Here is an 18,830-nt window from a genome sequence, read left to right on the forward strand (position 1 = left end):
ACGTGGTGACCGCGACCGAGAGCGCCTGGGACGTCGCCGCCCAGGTACCCGATCCGGAGTTGCCGATGGTGACGCTCGCCGATCTCGGCATCCTGCGCGACGTCGACACCGATGGCACCGCGGTGACGGTGACCATCACCCCGACGTACTCGGGCTGCCCCGCGATGCGCGAGATCAGCCACGACCTGCGCCACCGTCTCGAGCAGGCCGGGTACTTCGACGTCACGGTCCGCACCTCGCTGGCCCCGGCGTGGAGCAGCGACTGGATCACCGCTGCCGGGCGCAAGAAGCTCACCGCGGCCGGCATCGCGCCGCCGAATCCAGCCGCCGTTCGCGGGGCCGGGCCGATCCCGCTGACGCTGTCCGTCCGCCCGCGAACCGTGGCCTGCCCGCGCTGCGCGTCGACGAACACCGTCGAATCCTCGGCGTTCAGCGCCACTGCCTGCAAGGCGCTGTACCGCTGCCGGTCGTGCGACGAACCGTTCGAGTACTTCAAGGAGATTTGATGGCGCTCCGGCCCGAATTCCACCCGCTGACCGTGGCCGCAGTGGACGAGCTGACCGACGACTCAGCCGCCGTCACCTTCGCCGTACCCGAGGGTCTGGTGGATGTCTTCACCTTTGCGCCCGGCCAGTCGCTGACGCTGAAGGTCGGCGAGGAGCGTCGCTCGTACTCCATCTGCGCACCGGTCGGGCACGCGCCGCGCATCGGGGTCCGCGAGGTCGCCGGCGGCGCGGTCTCGGGCTGGCTGGTGCACACGGTGCGCGCCGGCGACACGATCGAGGTGCAGGCCCCCACCGGGTCGTTCACTCCTGACCTCACGGCCGGCGGTCATCACGTTCTCATTGCCGCCGGCTCGGGGATCACGCCGATGTTGTCCATCGCCGCCTCCGTGCTGAACGCGCATGCCGACGCGACGGTCACGCTGCTGTACGGCAACCGGCGCACCGACTCGGTGATGTTCGCCGACGACGTCGCCGACCTGAAGGACGCCCACCCCGCCCGCATGCGGCTCGTGCACGTGCTGTCGCGCGAACCGCAGGAGGTCGAGCTGTTCTCGGGCCGCCTGGACGCCGCCAAGCTGCGCGCACTCCTCCCGGCCACGCTCGACGTCGACGCCGTGGACCACTGGTGGCTGTGCGGACCGTTCGGCATGGTCACCGACGCCATCGACGTCCTCACCGAACTCGATGTTCCCGCGGAGCGCGTGCACCGCGAGCTGTTCTACGTTGGCGACGATCCGCCGGACGAGGCCCGGCACGAGGACGCGCCGGCCGGTCCGGGAGCCGAGGTCACCGTTGTGCTCGACGGCCGCAGCACGACCGTCACCGTCACCCCGGACACGCCTGTTCTCGACGGCGCGCAGAAGGTGCGTCCCGACCTGCCCTTTGCCTGCAAGGGCGGCGTGTGCGGAACGTGCCGGGCACTCGTCACTCATGGGGAGGTGCGGATGCGACGCAACTACGCGCTGGAACAGAACGAGATCGACGCGGGCTATGTGCTCACGTGCCAGGCCTTGCCCATCTCCGACACCGTCACCATCGACTACGACTCATGACGCCCGTCGAAGCCATGATGGCCGACGATCACGCCTCCCAGGCCATGGGCATCGAGCTGACCGGATACGGGGATGGGTGGGCCCGCACCCGGCTGACCGTCCGCGCCGACATGGTGAACGGGCACGACATCTGCCACGGCGGCGTGATCTTCTTCCTCGCCGACACGGCCTTCGCCTGCGCGTGCAACAGCTGGGGCCCCGTGACCGTCGCCGCCGAGTGCAGCATCGTGTTCATCACACCGGCCCGTCGTGGTGAGGTGCTCGAGGCCGAGGCCAGGCTGCGTACCGGTTACGGGCGAAGCGGTCTCTACGACGTCACCGTGCGCCGCGACGACGCGGTCATCGCGGAGTTCCGGGGCCGCAGCCACCAGCTCAGCGGGCAGTCATGACTGCCGTCCGGCGCGGCCGCCCGGGGTACGACCTGCCGGGGTTGCTGGCCAAGTCGGTGACGATCTTCAACGAGCGCGGGTTCGACGGCACGAGCATGGAGGACCTGTCGGCGGGACTCGGCATCAGCAAGGCCGCTATCTACCACCACGTCAAGGGCAAGGACGCGCTGCTCGGTCTCGCGCTGGACCACGCGCTGGTCGGGTTGGAGGCCGCGGCCGAGGAGGTTCGCGCCCTCGACGGCCCTGCGGTGGACCGGCTGGAGGTGCTCGTCCGACGCAGCGTCGAGGTGCTCGTGGATCGGTTGTCCTACGTCACGCTGCTGCTCCGTGTCCGCGGGAACAGCACCGTCGAGCGGCGCGCATTGGCGAGGCGGCGGCACCTCGATCAGTTGGTCGCCGATCTGGTGAAGGAAGCGGTCACCGAGGGCGACCTGCACCCCGACATCGACCCGTCTGTGACGGCCAGGCTGCTGTTCGGGATGGTCAATTCGCTCACCGAGTGGCTCAAGCCCACCCACCAACACAACGTCGATGAGTTGGTGCATGTCGTGTCCACCATGGCCTTCGACGGGCTGCGCAGAACCGGGAGCACACGATGACCCTCACCCAGCAAGCGCCCGACCAGCTGGAGCCGATCGAGCGCGCGTCCATCGACGAGCTGCGCGCGCTGCAGCTCGAGCGTCTGCAGTGGTCCCTGCGGCACGCCTACGACAACGTCGATCACTACCGCCGCGCCTTCGACGCCGCCGGTGTGCACCCCGACGACTGCACGGACCTCGGCGACCTGGCGAACTTCCCCTTCACCGCCAAGGCCGACCTGCGCGACAACTACCCGTTCGGCATGTTCGCCGTCCCGCGCGAACAGGTGTCGCGGGTACACGCATCCTCCGGGACCACCGGCCGCGCCACCGTTGTCGGCTACACGCGCGAGGACATCGACACCTGGGCCACGGTGATGGCCCGCTCGATCCGCGCCGCGGGCGGCCGGCCCGGGCACATCCTGCACAACGCCTACGGCTACGGCCTGTTCACCGGCGGCATGGGTGCGCACTACGGCGCGGAGAAGCTCGGCTGCACCGTCGTCCCGGTCTCCGGCGGCATGACCGAGCGGCAGGTCACGCTGATCCAGGACTTCCGGCCGGACATCATCATGGTCACGCCGTCCTACATGCTGGCGATCGTCGACGAGATGGAACGGCAGGGAGTCGACCCTGCGACGACGTCACTGCGTTACGGCATCTTCGGGGCCGAACCGTGGACGAACGAGATGCGGGCCGAGATGGAGACTCGCGTCGGCATCGACGCCACCGACATCTACGGGTTGTCCGAGGTCATTGGCCCCGGCGTCGCCCAGGAGTGCGTCGAGACCAAGGACGGCCTGCACGTCTGGGAGGACCACTTCTACCCGGAGGTCATCGACCCGGTCACCGGTGAGGTGCTGCCGGACGGCGACGAGGGCGAACTCGTCTTCACGTCGCTGACGAAGCAGGCCATGCCGGTGATCCGCTACCGGACGCGTGACCTGACCCGGCTGCTCCCGGGTACGGCACGCACGATGCGCCGGATGGAGAAGATCACCGGTCGCACCGACGACATGATCATCCTGCGCGGCGTCAACCTCTTCCCCACGCAGATCGAGGAGCTGATCCTGCGCACGCCGGCGCTCTCGCCGCACTTCCAGCTGCGGCTCACCAAGCCTGATCGCATGGACAAGATGGAGGTGCTCGTCGAGCGTCGCACCGACGCGACCGAGGCCGACGGCGACGAGGGCGGACGTCAGTTGCAGACGTTCGTCAAGAACATCATCGGCGTGAGCGTGCAGGTGCAGGTCCAGGCGCCGGACACCATCGAGCGATCGATGGGCAAGATGCGCCGCATCATCGACGACCGCCCGCGCTGACGAAACGGAGGTCAAGCAGCTGCAAAATTCCGCAGTGGCCTGATTACCCTACGTGACCTATTGTCTACCCGTGACCGCGACGGATGTGACCAGGACGCACGCCCCGAGTCGAGCGATGCACGGCCACGCCATGGCCGTCGGTCACGCCGAGGGCGACTTCGCGCGCGCCGCTCTGGCCGCGTTCGCCGGGGCCGAGGACTCGGAGGCCCTGATGTTGGTCGCTGACCTCTCGCGGCTCGATTTCGACCCGGAAGAGGTCCTCGTCGCCGGTTCCGGCCGTCGGCTGGACGTCGTCGATGTTGCGGGGGCCTATGACGCCTTCCAGAACGAGGACGCCGACAAGCTCCTGCACGACTGGGACGCGGTTCTCGACGAGATATTAGCCGCCGGCCACACCGGGTTACGCGTATTCGCCGACAACACCGCGATGCTGGCCGGATCGTCGCAGACCACCGAGCGCTGGCTGCGGTGGGAACAGCAGACCGACGCCTGGCAGGCGCGCCGGCCGATCAGTGGTACCTGTTTCATCGACGCGCAGCTGGTGAGTGACGAGCTGGTGTCCTGCGCCGCACGGGTGCACCCAGCTGTGTCCGGATCGAATACCCCGCGGTGGAGTCTTCATCACGGCTACGTGGCCGGGCGTATCCGCCTGGTGCTGTCGGGCGATGTGGAGGTCTGGGACGCCCCCGCTCTCGACGCGGTGCTCACCAGGGAGGCCGACATCCGCAGCTGCGCTCCGGACGACGGACAGCCGTGTGAGATCGACGTCAGCAACGTCCGGTACCTGCATCACACGCCGTTGCGGTCCCTCGCCGCACTCGACCCCCGCGGCGTCCGGTTGGTCGGCGCGCCCACGATCGTGCGTCGGCTGATGGCGGCCCTGCCCACGGTGTCCGGCATCGAGCTGACCTGACGGTGCCGCGCGGCGCACTAGGCACAGTGAGTCATAGGCCGGCTGGAACATCCGCGAGCCGTTGAGTCACGCAGTGCGAATGATCTCCTCGGCGATGTCGCGGATCATCCGCTGACTGCTCAGGCTCATCTGCTGCAGGGCGCCACGGGCCTGAGCCTCCGAGTAGCGGTTGCGTGCCATCAGCATGCCGACCGCGATGTCGATGCGCCGGGTCGTGTCGTTGGCAGCCTCGAGCTCACCCAGCCGCGCGCGGGCCTCGGTGAGTTCAGACCAGAGCACAGCGCGCGACGGCGACTCCTCGGCTGCCTCGGACATGACGGTGCGCGCTTCTTTCCTGTGGGCGTGCGACTGAGCCTAAGTGAGCGTAGAGGACGGCGTCGCGCTATCTGGAGGCGAAGGACACCGCGGTCCAGAGCACCGCGACCAGCCCAATGACGATGCCGAACAGGGCGGTCGGCATCCCGACCTCGGTCTTCTCTGCGCGCAGGACGCCGGCTACGCCTCCGACAACCGCGATCAGGCCGAGAACGACGCCTGCGCGAGTGAACGAGCCCACGATCAAGGCAAGGAGAGCCAGGACGACGGAGACCAGGGCGTCCACGTTCCTAGGCCGGCGTTCCTGCTCGGGATCAGTCACGTGTCCATCGTGCCTGCCGAGGCACCGGCGGCGCGGGTGGGGGCAGGATGGCGGCATGCGCGACGTCACCATTCGAGACGAGTCGATCCGGCTCGGGCAACTGCTCAAGCTCGCCGACCTGGTCGACGCGGGCGGCGACGCCAAGGCGTTGCTCGCCGACGGCGCGGTCACCGTGAAAGGCGAGCCCGAGACGCGTCGGGGCCGGCAGTTGCGCCGCGGCGACGTCGTCGAGTCCCGTGGCGAGCACGTCCGCATCACCTGACAGGGCCCGCCCCCGCGTCCGCGCCCCGATGATCAACTGCGGATCCGCGTCGCTCATCGACGCAAATCCGCGGTTGATCACCAGGGAAGGGGCCGGTCAGGCGTCGTCGAGCGCCTTGGTGACGCGCTGGTGCGCCTCCCAGATCTCGTCCGGCAGGTTCGGGAACTGGCGCAGGTGCGCCTCCCGGAAGGTCATCTCCTGTCGCCAGCGCTCGACGTCGATGGTGAGGATGGTGGCGAGGTCCTCGGGCGTGATGTCGACGCCGCCGAGCTCGAGCTCCTCCTCGGTCGGGATGATGCCGACCGCGGTCTGCCGCCCGGTGACCTCACCGTTCTTCAGCGCGCAGAGCCACAGCAGCGGACGCAGGTTGTCGCGGTAGCCGGGCCAGAGGAAGTGCTTGTCCTCGGGGCTGCGCTGGAACCAGTTGACGTGCGCGAAGATCGGCGTCTCGCGGGCCGCGCCGATGATCTTCAGCCAGTGCGCCGCGTACGGACCCTCGGGGTAGCTCATGAACGGACGCATGGACATCGGGTCGTAGCGCAGCTGACCGTCGACGCCCTCGGCCGCGAACGTGGCCTCGGCGCCCAGCGTCAAGCCGTCGTAGACGCCCTCGGCGATGTCGGTGAACGCGCGCACCAGCGGCTCGCGGTCGCTGGTGCGGCCGCCGAAGATGATGGCGTCGATCGGGACGCCCTTCGGGTTCTCGTAATCGTCGGCAATGTTCGGGACGTTGGCCAGCGTCGTGGTGAACCGGCTGTTCGGATGCGCCCACGGCTCGCCCGCTGCGTCGTCGCTGCGCTCGGTGATGAGCTCGCCCTTCCAGTCGCGCCACCCGTCCAGCTCGGTGGGCGCGGCCGGCGTCTTGCCCTCCCACCACACCTCGTGGGTCTTCTCGTTGTAGGCGACGTTGGTGAAGATCGCGCCCGTGCCCGGAAGGACGGAGTCGACGGCCGTCGGATTCGTCTTCTCGTTCGTGTCCTTGGCGACGCCAAACACCCCGTTCTCGGGGTTGATGCCGTAGATCTTGCCGTCCTCGGGATCGACCCGCAGCCAGGCGATGTCGTCGCCGTAGAACTCGACGTGGTAGCGCTCGCCCATGCCCTCGGGCGGCAGCATCATGGCCAGGTTCGTCTTGCCGGACGCGCTCGGGAAGCCGCCGCAGATGTGGTACTTCTTGCCGGTCTGCTTGTCGGTGATGCCCAGCAGCATGAACTGCTCGGCCAGGAACTCGCCGGACTTCCAGCCGTCGTAGGCCGCCTGCCGCAGGCCGTGCGCGATCTTGCCCAGCAGTGCATTGCCGCCGTAGGACGAGCCGAAGTGCAGGATCGTCCGCTCGTCGGCGACGGTGACGAAGTACCGCTTGTCATCGGGCGTGCCCTGGCCGAGGTTCTCGAGGTCACCGGTGACGTGCACGCCGCGGACGAAGGAGCTCGGGTCGGCAAGCGACTCGACGTGCGCGACGCCGACGCGGGCCATGCGGATCATCTGCAGCACGACGCTGCGGGTGTCGGTCAGTTCGACGCCGGCGGCCCAGGCCTCGAGCGGTGAGCCGGGCGGAGCCATCAGGTAGGGCACCACGTACATCGTCTTGCCCTGCGACTGGCCCTTCATCAGGCCTTCGAGCAGCGGCTTCATCTCCGACGACGGGCGCCAGTTGTCGTAGACGCCCTTGTCGGCCGGGTCGGCGGTGGCAACGATCGTGCGCTCCTCGGAACGCGCGGTGTCCTTCGGGTGGCTGCGGGAGTAGTACAGCCCGTCGCCGGCCGGCAGGATCTCGCCGGCAGCGAGGGCCTCGTCGATGAGCCGGGCGTCGTCGGACGCGCTGACGACCTCGATCCGGTCGGGCTGGGTCACCCCCGCCCAGTACGTCACGTACTCACGCACGTGGGGGTTGTTCAGACCGGCCCGATCAAGTTCGGATTCGACGTCGACCACTGTGTGTTCGCTCCCATCGCAGGCATGCGCGCTCGGCCAGCCGAGCTGCTGTTACCACACCGTAACGACGGGAGTGCGTCGAAGCGCGCTCGACCACCGCAGGCCGGTCGTACATCACGTTGCGTGCTGTCCGGGTATCGAGCGGCTGAATGTCCGTCGAAAACGTTCTCGGCGAGTGGGGCCGGGCGAGTCAGGCCGGCCGCGGGTGCTGGCCGCGGGACCGGACGTAGACGCGGGCCTCACGGCGAGCTGCCGATCGAGCGCGGGCGAAGTACGCCGCGGGGTCGGTGATCATGGCTTCGACCTGCGGATCGGCCGACGGCTTCACCCGCTGAACCGGTTGCTGCTTCGCCATGAAGACCTCCCTGGAGTCGACAGATCGAGGGTACCCGCCAAGGGTGCGATGCGTACCAGACCGACCGTAGGGCAGAGGTCCGACATCGACGTTTCCCCTACGCCCCAGCCGAGATCTGGCTGATGGCCAAGATGCGGGCGAGCACGAGGACGATCGGCTTGTCGCGCTCCGGGTCGAGATCACCGGGACGCAGCGAGTCGACGGTCAGCATCCCGGTGGCGTGATCGACGCCGCGGACGGGCACGGACAGGAAGGTCCGGTAGACGTGGTCGTGAGCGTCCCAACCCGGCGGCGGGTCGGACTCGATGTCGCGGCAGAACAGGTAGCTGTCGTCCATCACCATGGCAATGGCCGCGTCCCCGGACTCGGTCCCCGCGACGAACGGTGATCGCGGCTCGTCCGCGCGGCCGGCCTGCTGGCCCGTCCACCGCAGCCGGCGTGGCCCGTCACCGTCTGGGTCGGTGTCCACATCGAGGACGAAGAAGCACGCACGGACGCCGTGGTCAGGACCGATCGAGGCCGCGGCCGCGTAGACGACCGAGGTGACGATCTGGGCGCGGATCGCCTCGCGCTGGACCTCGTCACCGGCCTCGAACAGTTCTGTGACGAGCCGCAGGATCGGCGTGAAGGCATCGGAGATCGCATAATTCGCGGAGGTCCGGATGTCCTCGGCGATCTGCTCGGCCGCGCGGGTGGCCCGCCGTTGGGCAGCCCGGGCGCGGGACGCGGCCAGCACTCGCAGCGACGTCAACGCGACGGCCACCGCGAGCCACGAGTACCGGGCGGCGCCGTGGGTGATTCCGACGAGCGCGCCTGCGACGACCAGAGCGATGGTTGCGGCCGCGTCCAGCGCGTCCCATCGGCGGGTCGTAGGCAGGTCGTACACATCCGACAGTGTCGCGGGCGGCACCGACGATTTCGCGCTACTCGGTGATGCCCTGCTCGATGGCCCAGCGGGTGAGCTCGACGCGGTTGTGCAGCTGCAGCTTCTGCAGGGTGTTCTGGATGTGATTCTGGACAGTACGGAACGAGACGGTCAGCCTGGCGGCGATCTGCTTGGCCGTCAGGCCGGTGGACACCAGTCGCAGGATCTCGGTCTCCCGCTCGGTGAGGACGGCGGCCGGGGACGGCTCGTCGCGGCGGATGCGGCGGTACTCGCCGAGCACCAGCGCGGCCAGGCCGGGGGAGAAGGTCGCCTCGCCGGCCGCGGTGCGCTCGACGGCCGCCAGCAGGTCCGTCCGGCTCGCCGACTTCACCAGATAGCCGCGGGCGCCGACCTTCACCGCGGCCAACACGGCCTCGTCCTCGCCCGAGGAGGAGAACATGAGGATGCGGACTGCCGGGTCGGCGGCGACGAGCGCGGCCGCGGCCTCGACACCGGAGATGCCCGGCAGCTGCAGGTCCATCAGCACGACGTCCGGACGGGTGGCCGGCGCGATGCGCACCGCGCTCTCGCCGTCGGCGCAGGCGGCGACGACCTCGTACCCGGCGTCGACGAGGTCGCGCTCAAGAGCATCCCGCCAGATCGGATGGTCGTCGACGATGAGGACGCGGGTCATAAGCGTGGAACCGGAATGGTCATGTCGATCTCCGTTCCTTCGCCGGGCGTCGAGACGATCGTGCACGTGCCACCCAGGTCCTCGATGCGCCCGCGGATGGAGTGGGTCACGCCGACCCGACCTTGCGCCCGGGCGTCGGCCAACCGACCGGTGGGCATCCCGGCACCGTCGTCGCGGACCGTCACCCGCACGGCATCGTCCACGTCCTCGAGCAGCACCCAGGCGTGCGCGTCTGGACCTGCGTGCTGGTCGACGTTGTGCAGGGCGGCGCGGACGGCGTCGGCCACCATCGTCGCCGCGGCCGGCGTCAGGTCGACCGACCCAGCCGGCGTCGAGACCGTCACCCGGGTCGAGCGCAGCGCGCGCAGCGCGGCGCCGAGTTCGACGCCATCGGGCTCAGGCGAGCGCGAGGTGATCAACCCGCGCAGCGCAGCCTCCTGCTCGGCGGCCGCTGCGGCGATCGCCGGCCACGGTCCGTCGGCGTCCTGGCCGGTGCGGTGCACGAGCCCCAGCACCTGCAGCACCCCGTCGTGGATCTGACGGGTCAGCCGTTCGCGCTCCGCCACCGCGGCCTGAGCTGCTGACGCGGCGCGCAGTTCGTCCTCGGCCCGCACTGCCAGCCGGGTCACTACGCCGACGACAGCGCCGGCCAGCAGGAGCAGCACCCCGCTGTAGAGCGTGCGACCGCCGCCGTTGTCGGCCACGACGACGGCGGTCAGGTACTGCACGACCGCAGCAGCGACGCCGCCGAGCGGCCCGGCTACGAAGGCCGCCTCCAATGTGGGGCCGGCTGCCCAGATGCTGGTCAGGGTGATCATGCCGCCGTGCTGCTGGGCGGCGGTCTGCACCGGGATGCTGAGCAGGGTCAGGCCGGCGGTGGCCAGCGCGTCGAGCGCAACGATCGTCGGCCGGTGGGCGCGCCCAGTGACTGCAGCCGCGCCCATCATGAGCGTCACGACAACCATGGCCGCGCCGGTGATCAGCGCCAGGCCCGGCCGCTCGTAGATCGAGTGCCAGCGCACGATCAGCACCAGGTCGATGAGCAGCGCGGCGACCCGGAACACGGTCACGGCTCGCCACAGCGACAGCCGGATGCCGGTCACGGGCATCCGCACATCGGCCGGCACACTGCGCACGGTACGACGAAGCCCCGGCCTACGGAGCGACGCTTGCGAAGCGACAGGCAGGTACGGGAGCTCTGCCGCCGAACGAAGTGCGGCGCTGCAAGACCGGGGCGGTCGTCGGGTGGTGATCAAGCGCTGACGGGGTTGTGGTTCGGGTAGGCGGGATACGGCGCGTTCTGCTGATCGGCGCCCGCGGGCGGCGCCGGCACCCGGTAGGGGTCGTACTCGGCGAGCATCCTCTCGATGCGGGCCCGGTCGATCCGGCTGACGACCGTCTCGGTCTCCTGCTGGTCGCGCACGCACTTGGCGAGGCTGAAGGTGGAGGAGACCAGGAAGACGGTGCCGAGCGCCAGGAAGGCGCGGATCCAGGGTGAGACCGGGAGGTAGACCTCGCCGATGATCACGACGCCCAGGGCGATCGAGAAGGCGATGATCGACTGGAGGTAGAAGGCGGAGGTGGTGCTGGGTCTGGGTGAGCCTGCGGGTGAGTTCGTCATGGGAACGACCCTGCCGGGACGGCCGGTCCGCGGCCTGAGTACCGGTACTCAGCGCGCGAAATACTTCTTGCCGTCGGCGGCCATCCGGCCGAAGGCGAAGCCGTTCACCGGGCTGAGGACCCGCACCGGGAGCCGGAACTTGGCCTTGGCCTCCACCGCGACGGTCCAGGTGAACAGGGTGCCGTCGCCGTCGGGTTCGAGGACGTAGTCCTCCGCGAAGCGTCGGAACATCGGGAAGCTCGCCTCGTAACCGGCGAAGGAGTACCCGCGGCCCTCGTCCCAGCGGAAGAACCGCTCGCGGACCCGGGCCAGCCCGCCGGCCAGCACCACCTCGCGTTCGGTGCCGACGGCGAATGGGCGCGGCGTCAGCCACTTGACGTCCTTGACCGCTGCTCCCCATGCCGCCAACGACTCGTCGGAGGCCAGCGACTCCCACACCGTCGCGGGCGGCGCGTCGTAGTGCAGTTGGTACCGGTACACGTGCGGCGCTCCCGTGAAGATGTCGGCGCCGGCTTCGTCCAGCGGGTACCAGTGCGTCATGCCGCGATCTTGTCAGAGCGGGTGGTAACTCGTAACGCGGGTGACACGAACCGGTGTCAGGGTGTCCGCCATGACCGCGACCGCCTCTCCCGACATCAACGCGGAGCTGATCGGCTATGGCTCCAAACTTGTGGCCGTCGAGCCCGGCGGTGCCGAATTCATTCCCCTCGATGCGCGGCACGGCTCGCCGCTGCAGCTGTTGTGGACCTGGACCTCGCCGAACATGGAGTTCGCGACGGTTGGCGTCGGCATCCTCGGACCGCTGGCCTTCGGGATGTCGTTCTGGGACACGTTCCTGGCCATCGTGCTGGGCACCGCCGTCGGCGCCGGCACGCAGGGCCTGCTGTCGATGTGGGGGCCGCGGGCGGGACTGCCCCAGATGGTGATCAGCCGCTCGGCGTTCGGCTTCCTGGGCAACATCCTGCCGGCCGGGTTGAACGCGTTGATCGCGGGCATCGGCTGGTTCGCGGTCAACAGCATCAGCGGCGCGCTGGCCATGCACACCCTCGTCGACGGGATCCCGAAGGGCCTGTGTCTGCTGATCGTGGTGGTCACCGAGCTGGTGCTGGCCTTCTGCGGGCACAACCTCGTGCAGGCGGCCGAACGTTTCGCGTTCCCGGTGCTGTTCGCGATCTTCGTGATCGCCAGCGTCTGGGTGCTGACCAAGGCGCACCCCGGTGCGGCGAGCCAGCCCATCCCCGGCGCGTTCCTGATCATGGTCGGTGCGACTTTCGGGTACGCCGCCGGCTGGAATCCCTACGCGGCGGACTACACCCGCTACCTCGCCCCGGACACCCGGCCGGTATCGGTTGGCTTCTGGGCTGGGCTCGGCGTGTTCTGGTCCTGCACCCTGCTCGAGACCGCAGGCGCAGCGGTCGTCACCGCAGGCCAGAAGGCCGTCGACCCGTCGTCCTTCACCAACCTCGTCCCGACCTGGCTGGGCAAGCTGACGCTGATCGCGATCGTCATCGGCGCGATCTGCGCCAACGCGATCAACATGTACTCGGGCTCGCTGTCGTTCATGGCCATGGGTGTGCGACTGCCCACCCGCGCCGCTCGGGCTGCCGTTGCGGTCGGGCTCGGCGTGGTCGGCACCCTGCTGGCCTTCAAGTACCTGAACAACACCGGCGCGTACGAGAACTTCCTGCTCGTCATTGCCTACTGGGTCGGCCCGTGGCTCGGCGTCGTGTTCGTCGACCGGCTCCTGCGCCGCGGCACGGACAGCTCGCGTCTGTACGGCGACACGCGGCACGTCAACCTCGCCGGGCCGATCGCCATGCTGGTAGCCGGAGTGCTGTCCATCTGGTTGTTCTCCGACCAGACCAAGTACGTCGCCCCGATCCCCAAGGCGCACCCGAGCATCGGCGACCTCACCTTCGAGGTCGGGTTCGTGGTCGCCGCCGCGCTGTACCTCGTGCTGCACCGGGTCCTGCGTAGTACCTCGTCCGCGCCGGTGCCGGAGCGGACGAACGCGTTCACGAAGGCGTGAGTAGTTACGAGGACTGGTTGACGATCGCGGTCGAGGAGGCCGAGGCCGGGCTGGCCGAAGGCGGCATCCCGATCGGCGCGGCGCTCATGTCTGCCGACGGGCAGGTACTGGGCCGCGGGCACAACCGGCGCGTCCAGGACGGTGACCCCTCGACGCACGGCGAGACCGCGGCGTTTCGCGACGCCGGCCGGCAGGCGAGCTACCGCGGCACCACGATGGTGACAACGCTCTCGCCGTGCTGGTACTGCAGCGGGTTGGTGCGTCAGTTCGGCATATCGCGCGTCGTCATCGGCGAGGCGCGCACCTTCGTCGGCGGCCACGACTGGCTTGCGGAGAACGGCGTGGAGATCGTGCTGCTCGACGACGAGCGGTGCGTGCAGCTGATGAGCGACTTCATCGCTGACCGTCCCCAACTCTGGAACGAGGACATCGGAGTCTGAGCATGGGCATCCTCCCCATCATCGATTTGCAACCCTGGTTCTACGGCGAGGCCGACGACCGTGCGGCCGTCGCAGCGCAGGTTGACGCCGCCCTGCAGGACTTCGGGTTCCTGCTCGTGACCGGGCACGGTGTACCCGACTCACAGGCCACCGATGTGCGCACCGCAGCCCGCACCTTCTTCACCCTGCCGCCCGAACTCAAGGCCCGCTACGCGGTGACGGTGCAGGGCCGGGGCTGGCTGCCGCCGGGCGTCGAGGCCAACGGCTACAGCGAGGGCACGGCGACCCCGCCCGACCTCAAGGAGTCCTACTCGGTGGGCGCCGACCGGCCTACCGGCGACGCCGAGATCGACGGCTACTGGTTCCAACCGAACGTCTACCCCAGCGAGGTGCCGGCGCTGCAGGACCACCTCGTCCCCTACCTCGGTGCGATGCGCTCGCTGGCCGACGACCTGCTGCGGCTGTGCGCCGCGGCCCTCGGCGTGTCCGACGACTTCTTCACCCGGCACACCGGGCACGCGACCCACACGCTGAACGTCAACTGGTACCCGCCGGCGGACGTCACCGGCGCACCGGCCGACAACCAGTTCCGCATCGGCCCGCACACCGACTTCGGCACCGTGACGATCCTCGACCGCGAGCCGGGCCGCGGCGGCCTGCAGGTGTGGACCGAGGATGTCGGCTGGGTCGACGCCCCGTACGTGCCCGGCGCGCTGACCATCAACACCGGCGACCTGCTGGCCCGCTGGACCGGCCACCGGTGGAAGTCCAATCGGCACCGGGTGCTGCCGCCGCAGGCCGAGGCGCCGGACGAGGACCTCGTCAGCCTCGTTTACTTCTACGAGTGCGACCACGACACGGTGGTCGCGCCGTTGCCGCCGCCCATTGGCCGCGGCCACGATCACCCGCCGGTACTGGCGCGCGACTTCCTGCGCGAGCGGCTCGATGCGATCACGATGACGTGAGCCCGCAGGCTGCTACTGGTGACGCCAAGGTGGCTGAGGCGGCGCTCATCAACGCCAGGGGATGCGCGGCCGGGTGTTGACCAGGGGTTGCGAACAACGCCAACCAGCTAACGGCATAGCTGCATAGCTGGGCGAGGTTTACGCCGCACTGCCGGCATTGATGACCGCGGTGAAATGGTAACGGCACGTGCCGACGACGCGATCGCCGAGGCCTCGGCCGCCGTGACGGGCGGCGGGCGGTGATCTCGAAGTCGCTGCGCGGCGACCGGATGGGCGGCTTGGTCCGTTATCTTGTTCGGGCCGGGACGCGCCGAGGAGCGAACGAACCAGCGCATTTGGCCGCGTCCGACCCGACCTGGCTGGGCACGGCACAGCCCGACGGCGCGACCCTAGCTCAGCTGATCTCAGAGCTGGACGAGCCGGTCACCGTGCACGGCGACAAGACCAGGGCCGGCTACGTCTACCACCTGGTCGTGTCCGTGCCGACCGGCGACGGCCAGCTCAGTGACGACCGCTGGCAGCAGACCGCGCAGCGGTTCGCCGACAAGCCCGGTTTCGACGAGCAGGTCCAGTGGATCGCCATCAATCACGGCACATCGGCCAACGGCAACGACCACATCCACTTCGTAGCGAACCTGATCCGGGCCGACGACGGCCGGTTGCACAAGCTGGCGTTCGACCGGATGCTTCAGCGCGAGGCGTGCATCGAACTCGAGGAAGAGTTCGGGCTGACCGCGGCATCACCGGCCGGCATGGGCGATGGCCGTAGCCTCTCCCGCCGCGAAGTTGAGCAGCTGCGCTCCGGCGAGGTCGCCAACGTCAGCGGCCTGGGTCAGCACCGGGGGTGGCCACCATCGTTCGGGCCGTCGCCGCGGGCGCACGCTCCGAGGGCGGGTGCTTCGCCCGGGGCCGTGCCGGCGCCGCCCGGCGCGTAGATCAGAGCCACCGACCGATCGCCCAGCAGTGACGCGGTCAGCGCGGTAGCCCATCGGCACCCACCTGGCGTACGCCTCGGGCGTGCCGGAGATCTGCACCTTCTGGAACGCCTCACGGCGGGCAGCTTCTGCCAGTTGCCGACTCGCAGCAGATGGTCGAAGAACGCGCCGACGGCGTAGGCGGGATCTTCGATCCGCGCGACCGTGCCCCAGCCTTGCGAGGGACTAGATGTCCGGTCAGCGGCCGGACCCGGGGTTTGAAGGCGACCAGGCTAGGCGATCGCCGCGACCCCGCCGCCCCAGTATCCGGCTGGCGCTGGAGTCGAGGGCAGCGTGCTGGCCGTGTTTTATTTGCCGTGTTCGCTGGGTTTGCAGTTCAACAGCGGACCCGATTTTGCGTCCATCAGGACGGCGAGCATCGGGTCGCAGTGCTGCCAGAACCAGCGCGAGGGAGCCTCACCGTCGGCTTCGCGGCAGACCTCCCACGCCCGCCACAAAGCCTCGAGACGGGCGATCGCCTCAGCGTGACGCCACCACTCCGGGGACCAGGTCAGCGTGGCCGCGCCGGCCGCGTCGAGGCGACGCTTGATGGTCGGGGCGAGCAGGTTGAGCACCCAATCCTCGACGCAGCTGTACACGAGCTCCGGCAGTTCGGTGCTCATCGCTCGACTCCGTTCGTGTTGACCAGCTCCAGGCCGCGGCTGCCGGTGTCGGCCGCGGTCGCGGCGAGGTCCGGTGTCTCGCGGGACTTGGCCAGCACCTGGTTGGGCGGCGTCGATACGCCTCGGCCGCCGAGCGCTGCGGCGGCGGCACCGTCGGCGTAGGCGCTCCACGGCGTGCTGCCTGCGGCGGCGGCCGGAGCAGCGTCACGGGCGGTCGTCTCGGTGTGCACGGCCTCGTGCGCTGCCTCGTTGGCGACGTCGGCCGCGCCGGCCAGGACCGCGCCGGCGGCCACCTCGACGGCGGCGACCTCGCCGGCCATCTCGACCGGTTCGGCCGCGGCCACCGCAGGCGGCGGTGCCTGCTCCTGCTCGGCGGCCGCGACGGCGGCCGGTGCGTCGGCGCGGACCTGGTCGACGTCGACGCCTTCCTTCTTGAAGATCGTCTCCCACTGGTCGGCGTGCCGGGCGGCGACCGGATCGTGCTCTCGGTGCACGTCGGCCGAGGACCACGCCGCGGCCGCGGACAGCGGGTTGTCGTGCAGCCACTGCGCGGTGGGCCGGATGCTCCACTGCCGGTGCTGGACGGTCTGCGTGGCGCGTTGCCGCCGCTCGGCCTGACTCTCGGCGGCCAGCTCGGCCCGCCGGGTGACTTACTCGGCCTGACGGGCCTGCTGATCGGCGCGCTGGGCGGTGCCGCGGGCCCGCTGGGCTGACACCTGCGCCGCGGCCTGCGCGGCCGCCAGCGCGGCCGAGAGCAGCGCGGACAGCTGCCGGGTGGCGTGGGTGTGCTGGTCGAGCTCGACTTCGTGACCGTTCACAGCAGGACTCTTGCATTGGACAGGGACGAGGACAGATCGCGGTTGTGCAGCAGCGCTTCGGCGCGGTCGGTTTCGCGGGTTTCCGCGATCGCCTGGTCGGTCTCGACCACCCGCCGGGCGTGGCCGTCGTTGGACTCCCACTTGGCTAGCGACGCGCGGATCGCCTCGGCGTGCGGGCCGTTCATCCAGGGCACCCGGCCGGGCGAGCGCGGGCCGGTTGCCGGAGGAGAACAGCAGCGCCGGCCGCGGGGCAGCGCGGCGAGCTCGGCGATCGACATGATCGGCACGCGGCGGATCTGCTCGGCGGTCGAGGTCGAGGTCGAGGTCGACGAGCCGGTGCCGGCGCGGCTGCTGCTGCGCACCCAGTACCGCTCGTCGCGCTCGCCGAGCAGGTCGCACATCGACTTGAGGAACTCGGTCAGGGCGACACCGCCGAGGTAGACCTTGATGTTCGCGGCCGACCACAGCTTGCGCATGCCGCGTTCGCCCCACACCTCGACGCCTTGCTACCAGGACTGGGCCCGGTCTCCGCGACCGCTCGGGCTTGGCAGCGTCGACTTGAGCTGCTGCGCGGCGGCGGTGACCCCGCGGGCCGTGAGAATGGCGATCGCCTCGGTGTCGTGTGGGTTATGCGCGCGCCGGCACCTCGCCGACCACCTCGTCGTCGACGAAGCGGTTCGCGGTGGCCCGCCAACCTGCGACGAGGGTGACGAGTGCGGCGGCGAACAGCACGGCCAGCGGCAGGCCCCACGTACCGGTGACGCCGAAGAGCGCCCCGAACAGGAAGGGCCCGGTGCCCGCGATCAGGTAGCCGACCACCTGCACGAAGGCTGACAACGCGGCCGTGCCGTCGGCTGAACGGCTGCGTTGGCCGATGAGCGTCAGCGCGATCGGGAACGTGCCACTGCCGATGCCGGCCAGGATCATGCTGGGCCACGCGGCCGCGTGCGGTGCGACCGCGAGGCCGGTGTAGGCCAGCAGCGTGGCTGCGCAGCAGCCGACAATCGCGAGCCGTTGCCGGGCTCGCGGCACGCGGGGCGTCACGACCGACACCGGAATGCCGATCGCGGAGAAGACGGCAACCATCAGCCCGGCCGTGCCGGCGGAGATGTCGTGCGCGCCGAGGAAGCGGGCGAACCAGCCGAAGGAGATGTAGGCCTGCATCGACTGCGCGGCGAAGAACACGGTCAGCGCCCACGCGGTGCGGCTGCGCGCCAGGCTCGACATGGTCATCGACACCGCGCTGGTGCCGGCATCGGTCGTCGGGTGGTCGGCGCGCAGGCTGGTGAGCCACGGCAGCACGGCCAGTGCCGGCAGTACCGCCCACGTGCCGAGCCCGAGCCGCCAGCTGCCGGCGAGGTCGCCCAGCGGGACGGTGAATCCGGCGCCGGCCGTCGCGCCGACAGCCAACGCAGTCGTGTACAGCGCGGTCATCGGCCCGATTCGGTTCGGGAAGTGTCGCTTGACCAGGCTCGGCATCAGGACGTTGCTGATCGCCGCGCCGCACAGCGCGAGCACGGTCAGCACGCTGAACACGGCCGCGGAATCGGCCAGCGGGCGCAGCACCAACCCGACGGCACTGAGCGCCAAAGCGCCGGTGAGCACCCGGTGCGGACCGAACCGCCGAGCGATCTTCGGCGTCGCGGCACCCATCGCCGCAAACGACAACACCGGCAGCGTGGTGATGACCCCGGCGACCCCGCCGGACACGTGTAGGTCACGCTGCAGGTCGTGCAGCACCGGGCCGATGCTCGTAGCACCGACGCGCATGGTCAGTCCGGTGAGCCCCAGGGCACAGACCAGCAGGGTTTGCGACGGTACCGGCCGAACTCTTGTCGGGGTGCCCACGAGC

Annotated in this window: 25 protein-coding genes; 11 read left to right on the plus strand and 14 right to left on the minus strand. The window is 69.8% G+C overall.

The annotated features are described in order from the left end of the window. The first annotated feature begins 2 nt into the window (after nt 1-2). The 6 genes from paaD to ACFFC4_RS02475 all read left to right on the plus strand — a co-directional run bounded on the left by paaD (nt 3) and on the right by ACFFC4_RS02475 (nt 4,760). Nucleotides 3-506 (plus strand): 1,2-phenylacetyl-CoA epoxidase subunit PaaD, encoded by a 504-nt coding sequence (gene paaD / locus ACFFC4_RS02450; protein ID WP_375497408.1) that lies wholly within the window; start codon nt 3-5, stop codon nt 504-506. After that, on the plus strand, nt 506-1,558 hold the full coding sequence (gene paaE / locus ACFFC4_RS02455) for a 1,2-phenylacetyl-CoA epoxidase subunit PaaE (protein WP_375497410.1): 1,053 nt from the start codon (nt 506-508) through the stop codon (nt 1,556-1,558). The genes paaD and paaE overlap by 1 nt, the downstream gene beginning before the upstream one ends. Next, complete coding sequence (paaI, locus tag ACFFC4_RS02460) at nt 1,555-1,947, plus strand: hydroxyphenylacetyl-CoA thioesterase PaaI (protein WP_375497412.1); 393 nt, start codon at nt 1,555-1,557, stop codon at nt 1,945-1,947. Before paaE ends, paaI begins: the two co-directional genes overlap by 4 nt. Beyond that, complete coding sequence (locus ACFFC4_RS02465) at nt 1,944-2,546, plus strand: TetR/AcrR family transcriptional regulator (protein WP_375497414.1); 603 nt, start codon at nt 1,944-1,946, stop codon at nt 2,544-2,546. The genes paaI and ACFFC4_RS02465 overlap by 4 nt, the downstream gene beginning before the upstream one ends. Further along, entirely contained in the window at nt 2,543-3,847 is a 1,305-nt protein-coding gene (gene paaK, locus ACFFC4_RS02470; RefSeq protein ID WP_375497416.1) for a phenylacetate--CoA ligase PaaK, read from the plus strand. The genes ACFFC4_RS02465 and paaK overlap by 4 nt, the downstream gene beginning before the upstream one ends. Nucleotides 3,848-3,917: 70 nt before the next feature. Continuing rightward, on the plus strand, nt 3,918-4,760 hold the full coding sequence (locus ACFFC4_RS02475; protein ID WP_375497418.1) for an MEDS domain-containing protein: 843 nt from the start codon (nt 3,918-3,920) through the stop codon (nt 4,758-4,760). A gap of 66 nt (nt 4,761-4,826) precedes the next feature. On the opposite strand, the gene ACFFC4_RS02480 is transcribed toward ACFFC4_RS02475, so the two are convergent. Both ACFFC4_RS02480 and ACFFC4_RS02485 read right to left on the minus strand, forming a co-directional pair. Next, the gene (locus tag ACFFC4_RS02480; protein ID WP_375497420.1) at nt 4,827-5,075 is read right to left on the minus strand and encodes an ANTAR domain-containing protein; all 249 of its coding nucleotides are present in this window, start codon (nt 5,073-5,075) and stop codon (nt 4,827-4,829) included. A 67-nt stretch (nt 5,076-5,142) separates the two neighbouring features. Continuing rightward, nucleotides 5,143-5,397, minus strand: coding sequence for a hypothetical protein (locus ACFFC4_RS02485; RefSeq protein ID WP_375497422.1), 255 nt, complete (start codon nt 5,395-5,397; stop codon nt 5,143-5,145). A gap of 55 nt (nt 5,398-5,452) precedes the next feature. Here ACFFC4_RS02485 and ACFFC4_RS02490 point away from each other — a divergent pair, with 55 nt between their 5' ends. Continuing rightward, nucleotides 5,453-5,659 carry an RNA-binding S4 domain-containing protein gene (locus tag ACFFC4_RS02490; RefSeq protein ID WP_375497424.1) on the plus strand — a complete coding sequence of 69 codons (207 nt, stop codon included), beginning with the start codon at nt 5,453-5,455 and terminating at the stop codon, nt 5,657-5,659. A gap of 96 nt (nt 5,660-5,755) precedes the next feature. Here the strand turns inward: ACFFC4_RS02490 and ACFFC4_RS02495 are convergent, their stop codons facing one another. The 7 genes from ACFFC4_RS02495 to ACFFC4_RS02525 form a co-directional block, all read right to left on the minus strand. Then, a complete protein-coding gene (locus tag ACFFC4_RS02495; protein WP_375497426.1) occupies nt 5,756-7,594 on the minus strand; it encodes a phosphoenolpyruvate carboxykinase (GTP) in 1,839 nt (612 codons plus the stop codon). Nucleotides 7,595-7,784: 190 nt separating this feature from the next. Then, entirely contained in the window at nt 7,785-7,949 is a 165-nt protein-coding gene (locus ACFFC4_RS02500; RefSeq protein ID WP_375497428.1) for a hypothetical protein, read from the minus strand. A gap of 97 nt (nt 7,950-8,046) precedes the next feature. Further along, the gene (locus ACFFC4_RS02505; RefSeq protein ID WP_375497430.1) at nt 8,047-8,835 is read right to left on the minus strand and encodes a hypothetical protein; all 789 of its coding nucleotides are present in this window, start codon (nt 8,833-8,835) and stop codon (nt 8,047-8,049) included. 37 nt (nt 8,836-8,872) lie between these two features. Next, on the minus strand, nt 8,873-9,508 hold the full coding sequence (locus ACFFC4_RS02510) for a response regulator (protein ID WP_375497432.1): 636 nt from the start codon (nt 9,506-9,508) through the stop codon (nt 8,873-8,875). Further along, complete coding sequence (gene macS, locus ACFFC4_RS02515) at nt 9,505-10,644, minus strand: MacS family sensor histidine kinase (protein ID WP_375497434.1); 1,140 nt, start codon at nt 10,642-10,644, stop codon at nt 9,505-9,507. Before macS ends, ACFFC4_RS02510 begins: the two co-directional genes overlap by 4 nt. A gap of 116 nt (nt 10,645-10,760) precedes the next feature. Next, nucleotides 10,761-11,129 carry a YiaA/YiaB family inner membrane protein gene (locus ACFFC4_RS02520; protein WP_375497436.1) on the minus strand — a complete coding sequence of 123 codons (369 nt, stop codon included), beginning with the start codon at nt 11,127-11,129 and terminating at the stop codon, nt 10,761-10,763. Between the two features lie 48 nt (nt 11,130-11,177). Further along, on the minus strand, nt 11,178-11,669 hold the full coding sequence (locus tag ACFFC4_RS02525; protein WP_375497438.1) for an SRPBCC family protein: 492 nt from the start codon (nt 11,667-11,669) through the stop codon (nt 11,178-11,180). 70 nt (nt 11,670-11,739) lie between these two features. On the opposite strand from ACFFC4_RS02525, the gene ACFFC4_RS02530 reads away from it, so the two are divergent. The 4 genes from ACFFC4_RS02530 (at nt 11,740) to ACFFC4_RS02545 (ending at nt 15,498) form a co-directional block, all read left to right on the plus strand. After that, nucleotides 11,740-13,158, plus strand: a complete 1,419-nt coding sequence (locus ACFFC4_RS02530) for a purine-cytosine permease family protein (protein ID WP_375497440.1) — start codon at nt 11,740-11,742, stop codon at nt 13,156-13,158. Then, the gene (locus ACFFC4_RS02535; protein ID WP_375497442.1) at nt 13,155-13,598 is read left to right on the plus strand and encodes a nucleoside deaminase; all 444 of its coding nucleotides are present in this window, start codon (nt 13,155-13,157) and stop codon (nt 13,596-13,598) included. The genes ACFFC4_RS02530 and ACFFC4_RS02535 overlap by 4 nt, the downstream gene beginning before the upstream one ends. Before the next feature lie 2 nt (nt 13,599-13,600). Next, a complete protein-coding gene (locus tag ACFFC4_RS02540; RefSeq protein WP_375497444.1) occupies nt 13,601-14,563 on the plus strand; it encodes an isopenicillin N synthase family dioxygenase in 963 nt (320 codons plus the stop codon). 335 nt (nt 14,564-14,898) lie between these two features. Next, nucleotides 14,899-15,498: a relaxase/mobilization nuclease domain-containing protein gene (locus ACFFC4_RS02545; RefSeq protein ID WP_375497446.1), complete on the plus strand. Its 600-nt coding sequence runs from the start codon at nt 14,899-14,901 to the stop codon at nt 15,496-15,498. Nucleotides 15,499-15,845: 347 nt separating this feature from the next. Here ACFFC4_RS02545 and ACFFC4_RS02550 read toward each other — a convergent pair whose 3' ends face one another. From ACFFC4_RS02550 to ACFFC4_RS02570, 5 genes are all read right to left on the minus strand, one after another. Next, nucleotides 15,846-16,160 carry a DUF4913 domain-containing protein gene (locus tag ACFFC4_RS02550; protein WP_375497448.1) on the minus strand — a complete coding sequence of 105 codons (315 nt, stop codon included), beginning with the start codon at nt 16,158-16,160 and terminating at the stop codon, nt 15,846-15,848. Next, entirely contained in the window at nt 16,157-16,654 is a 498-nt protein-coding gene (locus ACFFC4_RS02555) for a hypothetical protein (protein WP_375497450.1), read from the minus strand. The genes ACFFC4_RS02550 and ACFFC4_RS02555 overlap by 4 nt, the downstream gene beginning before the upstream one ends. 156 nt (nt 16,655-16,810) lie before the next feature. Continuing rightward, nucleotides 16,811-16,978: a hypothetical protein gene (locus tag ACFFC4_RS02560; protein WP_375497452.1), complete on the minus strand. Its 168-nt coding sequence runs from the start codon at nt 16,976-16,978 to the stop codon at nt 16,811-16,813. Beyond that, a complete protein-coding gene (locus tag ACFFC4_RS02565; protein WP_375497454.1) occupies nt 16,975-17,454 on the minus strand; it encodes a TraM recognition domain-containing protein in 480 nt (159 codons plus the stop codon). Before ACFFC4_RS02565 ends, ACFFC4_RS02560 begins: the two co-directional genes overlap by 4 nt. Before the next feature lie 151 nt (nt 17,455-17,605). Continuing rightward, nucleotides 17,606-18,826 carry a CynX/NimT family MFS transporter gene (locus ACFFC4_RS02570; RefSeq protein WP_375497456.1) on the minus strand — a complete coding sequence of 407 codons (1,221 nt, stop codon included), beginning with the start codon at nt 18,824-18,826 and terminating at the stop codon, nt 17,606-17,608. Nucleotides 18,827-18,830 lie beyond the last annotated feature (4 nt).

Source organism: uncultured Jatrophihabitans sp. (genome assembly GCF_964244045.1).
GTDB lineage: Bacteria > Actinomycetota > Actinomycetes > Mycobacteriales > Jatrophihabitantaceae > Jatrophihabitans.

What these genes read in the sequence shown, in the direction of transcription:
- paaI (WP_375497412.1), top strand. Translation starts at nt 1,555, where the DNA reads ATGACGCCCGTCGAAGCCATGATGGCCGACGATCACGCCTCCCAGGCC.
- ACFFC4_RS02510 (WP_375497432.1), bottom strand. Translation starts at nt 9,508, where the DNA reads ATGACCCGCGTCCTCATCGTCGACGACCATCCGATCTGGCGGGATGCT.
- ACFFC4_RS02490 (WP_375497424.1), top strand. Translation starts at nt 5,453, where the DNA reads ATGCGCGACGTCACCATTCGAGACGAGTCGATCCGGCTCGGGCAACTG.
- ACFFC4_RS02540 (WP_375497444.1), top strand. Translation starts at nt 13,601, where the DNA reads ATGGGCATCCTCCCCATCATCGATTTGCAACCCTGGTTCTACGGCGAG.
- ACFFC4_RS02520 (WP_375497436.1), bottom strand. Translation starts at nt 11,129, where the DNA reads ATGACGAACTCACCCGCAGGCTCACCCAGACCCAGCACCACCTCCGCC.
- ACFFC4_RS02550 (WP_375497448.1), bottom strand. Translation starts at nt 16,160, where the DNA reads ATGAGCACCGAACTGCCGGAGCTCGTGTACAGCTGCGTCGAGGATTGG.
- ACFFC4_RS02525 (WP_375497438.1), bottom strand. Translation starts at nt 11,669, where the DNA reads ATGACGCACTGGTACCCGCTGGACGAAGCCGGCGCCGACATCTTCACG.
- paaE (WP_375497410.1), top strand. Translation starts at nt 506, where the DNA reads ATGGCGCTCCGGCCCGAATTCCACCCGCTGACCGTGGCCGCAGTGGAC.
- ACFFC4_RS02480 (WP_375497420.1), bottom strand. Translation starts at nt 5,075, where the DNA reads ATGTCCGAGGCAGCCGAGGAGTCGCCGTCGCGCGCTGTGCTCTGGTCT.
- ACFFC4_RS02530 (WP_375497440.1), top strand. Translation starts at nt 11,740, where the DNA reads ATGACCGCGACCGCCTCTCCCGACATCAACGCGGAGCTGATCGGCTAT.
- paaK (WP_375497416.1), top strand. Translation starts at nt 2,543, where the DNA reads ATGACCCTCACCCAGCAAGCGCCCGACCAGCTGGAGCCGATCGAGCGC.
- ACFFC4_RS02565 (WP_375497454.1), bottom strand. Translation starts at nt 17,454, where the DNA reads ATGCGCAAGCTGTGGTCGGCCGCGAACATCAAGGTCTACCTCGGCGGT.
- ACFFC4_RS02465 (WP_375497414.1), top strand. Translation starts at nt 1,944, where the DNA reads ATGACTGCCGTCCGGCGCGGCCGCCCGGGGTACGACCTGCCGGGGTTG.
- ACFFC4_RS02500 (WP_375497428.1), bottom strand. Translation starts at nt 7,949, where the DNA reads ATGGCGAAGCAGCAACCGGTTCAGCGGGTGAAGCCGTCGGCCGATCCG.